Here is a 7107-nt window from a genome sequence, read left to right on the forward strand (position 1 = left end):
GTCCCGGGCCGGTCGTTGTGGTGCCTCCGGGGCGGCTGCACCGGGTGCCGTGGGCGCTGCTGCCGTCGCTGCGGGAGCGGGTGGTGAACGTGTCGCCGTCGGCGGGCGCCTGGCTGCGCGCCCGGGAGACGGCGCCGCCGGCCGGCGGCCGGCACGTCCTGGTGCGCGGTCCCGGGCTGGCCACGGGCGGCGCGGAGGTACCCGAACTGGTCGACCACTACGGGCGGCCGACCCTGCTGGAGGGGGACGACGCGCGGGCCGGTGAGGTGCTGCGGGCGCTGGACGGCGCGTCGCTGGCCCACATCGCGGCGCACGGCGTCTTCCGGGCCGACAACCCGCTGTTCTCGTCGCTGCGCATGGCCGACGGGCCGTTGACCGTGCACGACTTCGAGCGGCTGGAGAGCAGCCCGTACCGGCTCATCCTCTCCAGCTGCGACACGGCGCGGCTGGCGCCGGTCGGCTCGGACGAACTGCTGGGCCTGGTCACGGCCTTACTGCCGCTCGGCACGGCGGGGGTGGTGGCGAGCAGCGCGCCGGTCAACGACGCGGCGGTGGTGCCGCTGATGCTGGCCCTGCACAAGGGCCTGGCCTGCGGCCTGACGCTCGCCGAGGCGCTGCGTGACGCCCGGGCGGCCCTCCCGGACGACGCGGTCCACCAGGCGACGGGGTGGACGTTCACGGCCTTCGGAGCGGCCTGAGGCCTCGGCAGCGGCCGGGCGCCCCGTGGTACCCCCGGAGGCGGGGCGCGGGTCCGTGCGGGCCGCCTGCCGGGCGGTCGCGCGGAAGGGGCAGGCGCCGGTACCGGCGTCCGGGGCGGCGTCACGCGTCGTCGGCGAGGCGGGCGGCGCGGTTCTCGGCGGTGGTGGCGCGGCGGCGGGCGTCGCGGAGGGCGACGGCGGTGCCGGTGAGGGCGGCCACCGTGGCGGCGGCGGCGAGGGCGACGTACGTGCCGAGGCGGGCGTCGCGGTCCTCGGGGGCCTCGCCGAGGGTGACGGGCGCGGGCCGCGGGGGCTCGGCGCCCGCCATGCCCTCGTCGGCGACCGGCGTGCCGCTGGGCCGCTTTTCGTCGTCCGTCAGGGCCCGCACCGGGTCGACCACACCCCAGCCGACCCGGCGGTCGCGTCCGGCGACCGTCCGCTCCGCGGTCGTCTCGATCTGCGCGACGATCTCCTCCTGCGTCCACTTGGGGTGCTTGGCGCGCAGCAGGGCCGCGACGCCCGCCACGTACGGGGCGGAGAAGCTGGTGCCGTTGTCGGCGCAGTGGCCCCCGCCGGGCATGGTGGACACCATGTCCACGCCCGGTGCGGCGACGTCCACGAAGTCGCCGGACTGGGAGAAGGGGGCGCGTTCGCCGTTGCGGTCGGAGGCGGCCACCGCCAGCACGCCCTCATAGGCGGCGGGGTAGGAGTTCTTGCTCCCGCCGCCCAGGCCCTCGTTTCCCGCCGAGGCGACGACGACGACGTCCGCGGCCAGCGCGCGGTCGACGGCCTGCTTGAGCTGCGGGGTGGAGTCGACGGGCGAGCCGGTGTCCTGGGAGATGTTGATGACCTGGGCGCCGGCCTCGCGGGCGTGGTCGATGGCCTTCACCATCTCGTCGACCTTGCCGTGGCCCTCGGCGTCGTTGTGCTTGATCGGGATGATCGTCGCCCCGGGAGCGAGGCCGACGAAGCCGGTCTTGTCCGAGGGACGGGCGGCGATGATCCCGGCCACCTTGGTGCCGTGGCCGACCTGGTCGTCGGTGCCCTTGAGGCTGCCCCGCTCGAGGGGTTCGCCGTCGGCCTCCTTGGGCAGGAAGTTCGCGCCCCGGCTCGCGTCGACCGCGTCGCGCAGCTGGGGGTGCTTGACGTCGACCCCGGTGTCGATGACCGCGACCCGGACGCCCTTGCCGGTGGACTGCTCCCACAGCTCGTTCAGCAGCACCCGCTGCAACGCCCAGGGTCGGCCAGGGTAGTTCTCGGCCGGGATCGTGCACTGGCCCTCGTCCGCGGCGGCCGGAGCCGCACCGGTCAGGCAGACCGGGAGCGTGATCGCCGCCGCGGCGAGCACGGTGGCCGACCTGCGCACGGTGGCCGACGCGCGCGCCGTGTCCCGGCTGCGCCTGGGGGTCACTGCATTGCCTCCCTCACGTTCGTCCCTCACGTCAGCACCTCACGTCCGCCTCGCGTCCGCACCGCGGCGTCGCCGCCGCGCGCCCGGCCCTCGCCTCCGGCCGTCACGAGCCCTGCGGCTGCCGGGCGTCGGCAGTGGACAGGCGGGGTCCGGTGGGCAGGTAGGCGGACCACGGCGCCGGTACCGGCGCCGGCTTCACGTCCGCGTAGCCGAGGAGCTTCTGCGCCTGCAGCTCGGTCTGCTGCTGCGCCTCGCGGTCCTCGTCGGAGCGGCCGATCCGGGCGTCCTCGCCGGTGCTGTCCCCGTTGGACTGCAGGACGTACCGCAGGCCGGTGTCGGTGACCAGGAAGACCGGGCCGACGTCGGTGGCGCTGCCCTTGTACTGCTGGTACACCTGGCCCGAGCCGGGGGTGACGTAGGCGCTGGTGGAGCCGGTGGCGAGCGGTGCGGGGAAGGCGGCCCCGGCCCAGGTCCGCAGCTTGGTCCGGCCGGAAGCGCGGTCGACGCCGGTCAGCACGTTGCAGACGGTGTCGCGGGCCTTGCCGACGCCGGAGGGGTCGTTGACCGCCGAGGGCGTGGCGTCGGGCCAGGTGTGGTCGTCACCGAACGTGCCGCTGGGCTGCAGCGCGCCGGGGCTGACCTCGAGGGCGTTGCCGGCCTGGCCGACCGGTACCAGCTGGCTGCTGGCGAGCAGCAGGGTCGCGACGAAGTCGGAGACGGGCGAGACGCGTCCCGGCAGGACGACGTAGTGCTGGTCCCGGTCGCCGTCGCGCGCCTTGAGGACCATGCCCACCCGGTCGGCCTTCTGGTTCAGCTGGCCGGGCGCGTTCGCGGGCTCCCCCGGCGTTCCCTCGATCTTGGGGAAGGCGAGCGGGTCGCCGTGGTGCAGCGTGTCGAGCCAGCCGCGGGTGACGCTCTGCGGGCGGCGGTCCGATCCGACCACGGCGCGCAGGAGGTTGGAGAGCTCGGTCTCCTCCTTCTCCAGTTCGTCGATCCGGTACGCGGTGCCGGTGGCGTCGACGACGTAGCGGGCCTTGTCCGGCCCCTGCTCCTGCACGTAGAGGAGCTGGCCGCCGCCGAGCTTCTGCGGTCCCTCGATCTTTCCCCAGTCGCGCCGGGCGAGGACGAACGCGGCCTTCTGGACCGCGTCGCCCTGTCCCGCGCGTTCGCAGACCGCCCAGCGCTTCTCGGCCGCGGCCTCGGTGGCGTCGGGGAGCCGGTCGGGGGCGTAGGGGATGCCGACGGTGACGCCGTGCTGGATCTTGGTGTCGAGGATCTTCTCGTCGACCGTGATCACCGCGCCCTTGCCGTCCTTGAGCAGCAGCTTGGCGGAGGCCATGTTGAGCACGGGGTGCAGGTGCTTCTTGCCGTCCGTCTCGAGGACGACGTAGCGGGTGGTCGACTTGTCGGCGACGATCACCTTCTCGTAGGCCGTGTCCCATCCCTTCGGCGCGGTGGGCTTGAACATGCCCCAGGCGCCGAACACGGCCATCACGACGACGCCGGTGATGATTCCCGGCAGGATGCCGCGCAGCGGCCGCGGGGCGCTCTCCTCCGAGCCGCCTCCGGCGGAGTGGGTGAAGGACGCGAGCATGCGGCGCTTCGCGAACGTGTAGGCGTTGAGCTGGTCTCTCCGGGATGCCATCGGTGCCCTGCTTCTCCCCGTGTTCCGCCGCGTTGTCGGACGGCCCCCTACTATGCCTGGTACGCGAGAGGCCTGGTACCCGAGGGGCCTGGTGGAGCGGGTAGGGTACCGAAGCCTTCAAGGTACCTATGGGGCAACGGATTTGCGGAACCGGCGGTCGAATCGGTTCGGCCGGGCGGACGACGGCGAGCACTGCGGGGGTGTGGGTGATGGCTTCCGGGACGCGAACGCGGTCCCGTGACCGGTCACGGACGGCGCGGGGCTCCTCGGCGACGCCTCCCCCGGCGGCGGGAGCCCCGGCGGCTGCGGCCCGTCCGGCGGCCGCGTCGGGTGCCGTGCAGCTCAGGTCACGTGCGGGGCGCGGCAGTTCACAGGGTCTGCGCCGAGCGGTGCTGGTCGAGCTGGCCGCTGCGGCGCTGGTGGTCGGCTGGGTGATCGGAACGGTGGCCCTGGTGGCCGCCGGGGTGGTCGCGGTCCTGCTGCTGGTGCTCGCGGTGGTCCGCCGGCGTGGTCGTTCGCTGCCCGAATGGTTCGCCACGGCACGGGCGTTGCGCACTCGGCAGAAGCGGGCGGCGGCCATGGAGGTGCCGCCGGGCACCGAGCCGGGCCTGGCCCCGGCGGTGGAGTGCGAGCCGGCGCTGCGCACCTACGTCCACGGTGGACGGGACCGCCGTCCGGTGGGTCTGGTCGGTGACGGGACCTTCCTGACCGCGGTGCTGCAGGTGGAGGCGGACGCCACCGCCCTGCGCGCCGAGCGCAGCCGTCGGCCCCTGCCGCTGGCGCTGGTCGGGGACGCGCTGGAGGTCGACGACATCCGGCTCGAGTCCGCGCAGATCGTGCTGCACACCCAGCCCGCTCCCGCCCTGCATCTGCCGCAGCAGTCCGTGGCCGTGACCAATTACGCCCCGCTGCAGGCGAGTACGGGCGCTCCCGCGGTCCGGATCACCTGGATCGCGCTGAAGCTGGACCCGGAGCTGTGTCCGGAGGCGGTGGCCGCCCGGGGCGGCGGCGCCACCGGCGCGCAGAAGTGCGTGGTGCGGGCCGCCGACCATCTGGCCAGCCGGCTGACCGGAGCGGGTTTCCGGGTGAACATCCTGGACGAGGAGGAGCTGGTCGCGGCGATAGCGACCTCGGCGTGCGCCAATCCGCTGGTCACCGCGGAGGCTGGCCGCACGGAGGCGCGGGAGCGCCGCACCGAGGAGTCGACGCGCAACTGGCGCTGCGACAACCGCCGTCACACCGTGTACTGGGTGCGCCGCTGGCCCTCGCTGGGCGGCCGCGGCACCACCCTGCCGCAGCTGCTGGCCCAGCTCACCGCCGTCCCGGCGCTGGCCACCACGTTCAGCCTGACCCTGGCCCGCCCCGACGGTCACGGGCAGGCGGTGGCGCTGACCGGCCACCTGCGGGTGACCGGGCGCAGCGCCGACGAACTCACCGCCGCGAGGCGGGCGTTGCAGGACTCCGCGCGGCGCAACGGCGTGGGGCTGGCCCGGCTCGACCGGGAGCAGCTGCCCGGCGTGCTCGCCACTCTGCCCCTGGGAGGCGCCCGATGATCACGCGCGGTTCGGGCCTGCTGGGGCCCCGCCACGGACGGCACGGTGTTCCCCTGGAGCAGCTGGAGTCGCTGACCCTGCCGATCGGCGACGACGGCGTGGTGATCGGCGTTGACGCCGAGGGCCAGCCGGCGGTGCTCGGCCTCAACCGGCCCACGCCGTACGACATCGTGCTGATCGGCAGTCTGTGGACGGCCCAGGTGCTGGCGCTGCGGGCCGCCGCGACGGGTGCGCGGGTGGCCGTGGAGACCGGTCGTCCGCAGGCCTGGATGCAGATGGTGCACGCGATGGGCGGCGGGCAGAACGGCCTGTCGGTCTACGACGTGGGCCGGGTGCCCCCGCAGGGCGCCTCGGCCGGCAACCCGGTGCTGGTGGTGCGCGACTGCGGCATGCGGCCGCCGCGCGGACGCGTGGTGGCGGGCCCGTGGCAGGCGGTCCTCACGCTGCTGCCGTACCTGTCACCCGTCGCGCCGCGGCTGATGCGGCAGGCGCGCCTGGTCGGCGTGCAGCGGCTCTCTCCGGACGAAGCGGCCGAGACGGGGCGGGCGTTGGCGTTGCCGCGCGGTGACGTGGATTCGCTGCCGACGCTGGCCGACGGTGTCACCCTGTGGTGTGCGGACCGGGACCGTCAGTACGTGATGACCCAACCCACGGACGCCGAGGTCGGGTTGCTGGGTACTCCCCGGCGCATGGACTGACCCCTTTCCGGGCCGGCGTCCCGCGTCTGCGCGGACCCTCCCCGCTTTCCACCGGTCGACGGCCCTGCCGCTTCGGCGACCGGCGTGATTAGGGTGGGATCCTGCGTTCGACCAACCAGGAGGAATTGTGAACAGCGATCGGGACGGTATCCACGGGGGTTGGACCACACCGGGCGATGACCAGTCCGACGCGGAGTCCGCCGTCGAGACGACGGGCGAGTTCACCATCGACTACGACACCCCTGCCTGGTACCGGGAGAACGCGGGTCAGGCGGTCGACCCCGGTCCTGCTGCCGGTGGTTCGCCGGACGAGGACGCGTCCGAGGGCGCCGGCCTGCCGTTCGGCGGCGGCAGCCTGGAGAGCGGCGCGACGATGCGGATCTCGGCGTCGGCGCTGCGGCAGGAGATCGCGGAGCGGGCCGCCGCGGCGGTCGGGTCGGTCTCCCCCGGCTCCGACTCCGGCTCCGGCGACGAGGCCGCGGGGGCCGCTTCCGGGGCCGCTGCCGCCGGTGCGGGTGAGGGCGATGCGGCCGCCGGCGACGGCGCGTTCGTCACGAGCGAGCCGGTCGAGGCCGGTACCGGCGCTGCTGCCGGTGCGGGTGACCTGACCGGCGCCGACGCGGACGCCGCGTCCGGGGAGCACGGCGGCCAGGGGGCGGTGGAGGCCCCGCAGGTCGTTGGTGCCGGGGGCGACCCGGCCGGAGCCGCGGACGTGACGTCGGCCGAGTCGCAGGCCACGGCCGCACCGGGCCACTTCGGCGCCCCGGTGGAGACGCCGGACGTCGAGGGTCGGGCCGCGGGCGACGACGCCGGCACGGGCGCGGGCGCGGAGGCGTCCGCCGGTCCGTCCGGTGAGGACCGGGAGGACGGGACCGGGACGGCGGCGGAACCGGCCGGTGACGCCTCGGCGGAGCGAGGCGAGGCCGGGCAGGAGACGGCGCCGGACGCCGCCGTCGCCGCCGCCGAGCCGCAGGGTGCTGCGGAGGCAGGACGGATGGCGGAGGGTGGCGAGGGCGGCCTTGCCGCGGCGGCGCCCGAACACCCTGCCGCGCACCAGGGATGGGCCCCGCAGGTTCCTTCGCAGGAGGTCCCGCCCCAGCAG

The 7107-nt window shown here is 75.1% G+C and carries 6 protein-coding genes; 4 read left to right on the forward strand and 2 right to left on the reverse strand.

Annotated elements, in window-relative coordinates; genetic code table 11:
• Positions 1–698: CHAT domain-containing protein (locus tag ACOV8S_RS12815; RefSeq protein ID WP_448317956.1), on the forward strand; the 698-nt coding region annotated here is incomplete at its 5' end.
• A 121-nt stretch (positions 699–819) separates the two neighbouring features.
• On the opposite strand, the gene mycP is transcribed toward ACOV8S_RS12815, so the two are convergent.
• Positions 820–2109 (reverse strand): type VII secretion-associated serine protease mycosin, encoded by a 1290-nt coding sequence (gene mycP / locus ACOV8S_RS12820; protein WP_448317957.1) that lies wholly within the window; start codon positions 2107–2109, stop codon positions 820–822.
• Positions 2110–2212: 103 nt separating this feature from the next.
• Positions 2213–3754 carry a type VII secretion protein EccB gene (gene eccB / locus ACOV8S_RS12825; RefSeq protein ID WP_448317958.1) on the reverse strand — a complete coding sequence of 514 codons (1542 nt, stop codon included), beginning with the start codon at positions 3752–3754 and terminating at the stop codon, positions 2213–2215.
• Positions 3755–3963: 209 nt separating this feature from the next.
• Here eccB and eccE point away from each other — a divergent pair, with 209 nt between their 5' ends.
• From eccE to ACOV8S_RS12840, 3 genes are all read left to right on the forward strand, one after another.
• On the forward strand, positions 3964–5307 hold the full coding sequence (eccE, locus tag ACOV8S_RS12830) for a type VII secretion protein EccE (RefSeq protein ID WP_448317959.1): 1344 nt from the start codon (positions 3964–3966) through the stop codon (positions 5305–5307).
• Positions 5304–6005: a hypothetical protein gene (locus ACOV8S_RS12835; RefSeq protein WP_448317960.1), complete on the forward strand. Its 702-nt coding sequence runs from the start codon at positions 5304–5306 to the stop codon at positions 6003–6005. Before eccE ends, ACOV8S_RS12835 begins: the two co-directional genes overlap by 4 nt.
• Positions 6006–6132: 127 nt before the next feature.
• A partial coding sequence (locus ACOV8S_RS12840) for an SCO5717 family growth-regulating ATPase (protein ID WP_448317961.1) occupies positions 6133–7107 on the forward strand: 975 nt, incomplete at its 3' end.

This window comes from Streptomyces sp. CO7, assembly GCF_053474865.1.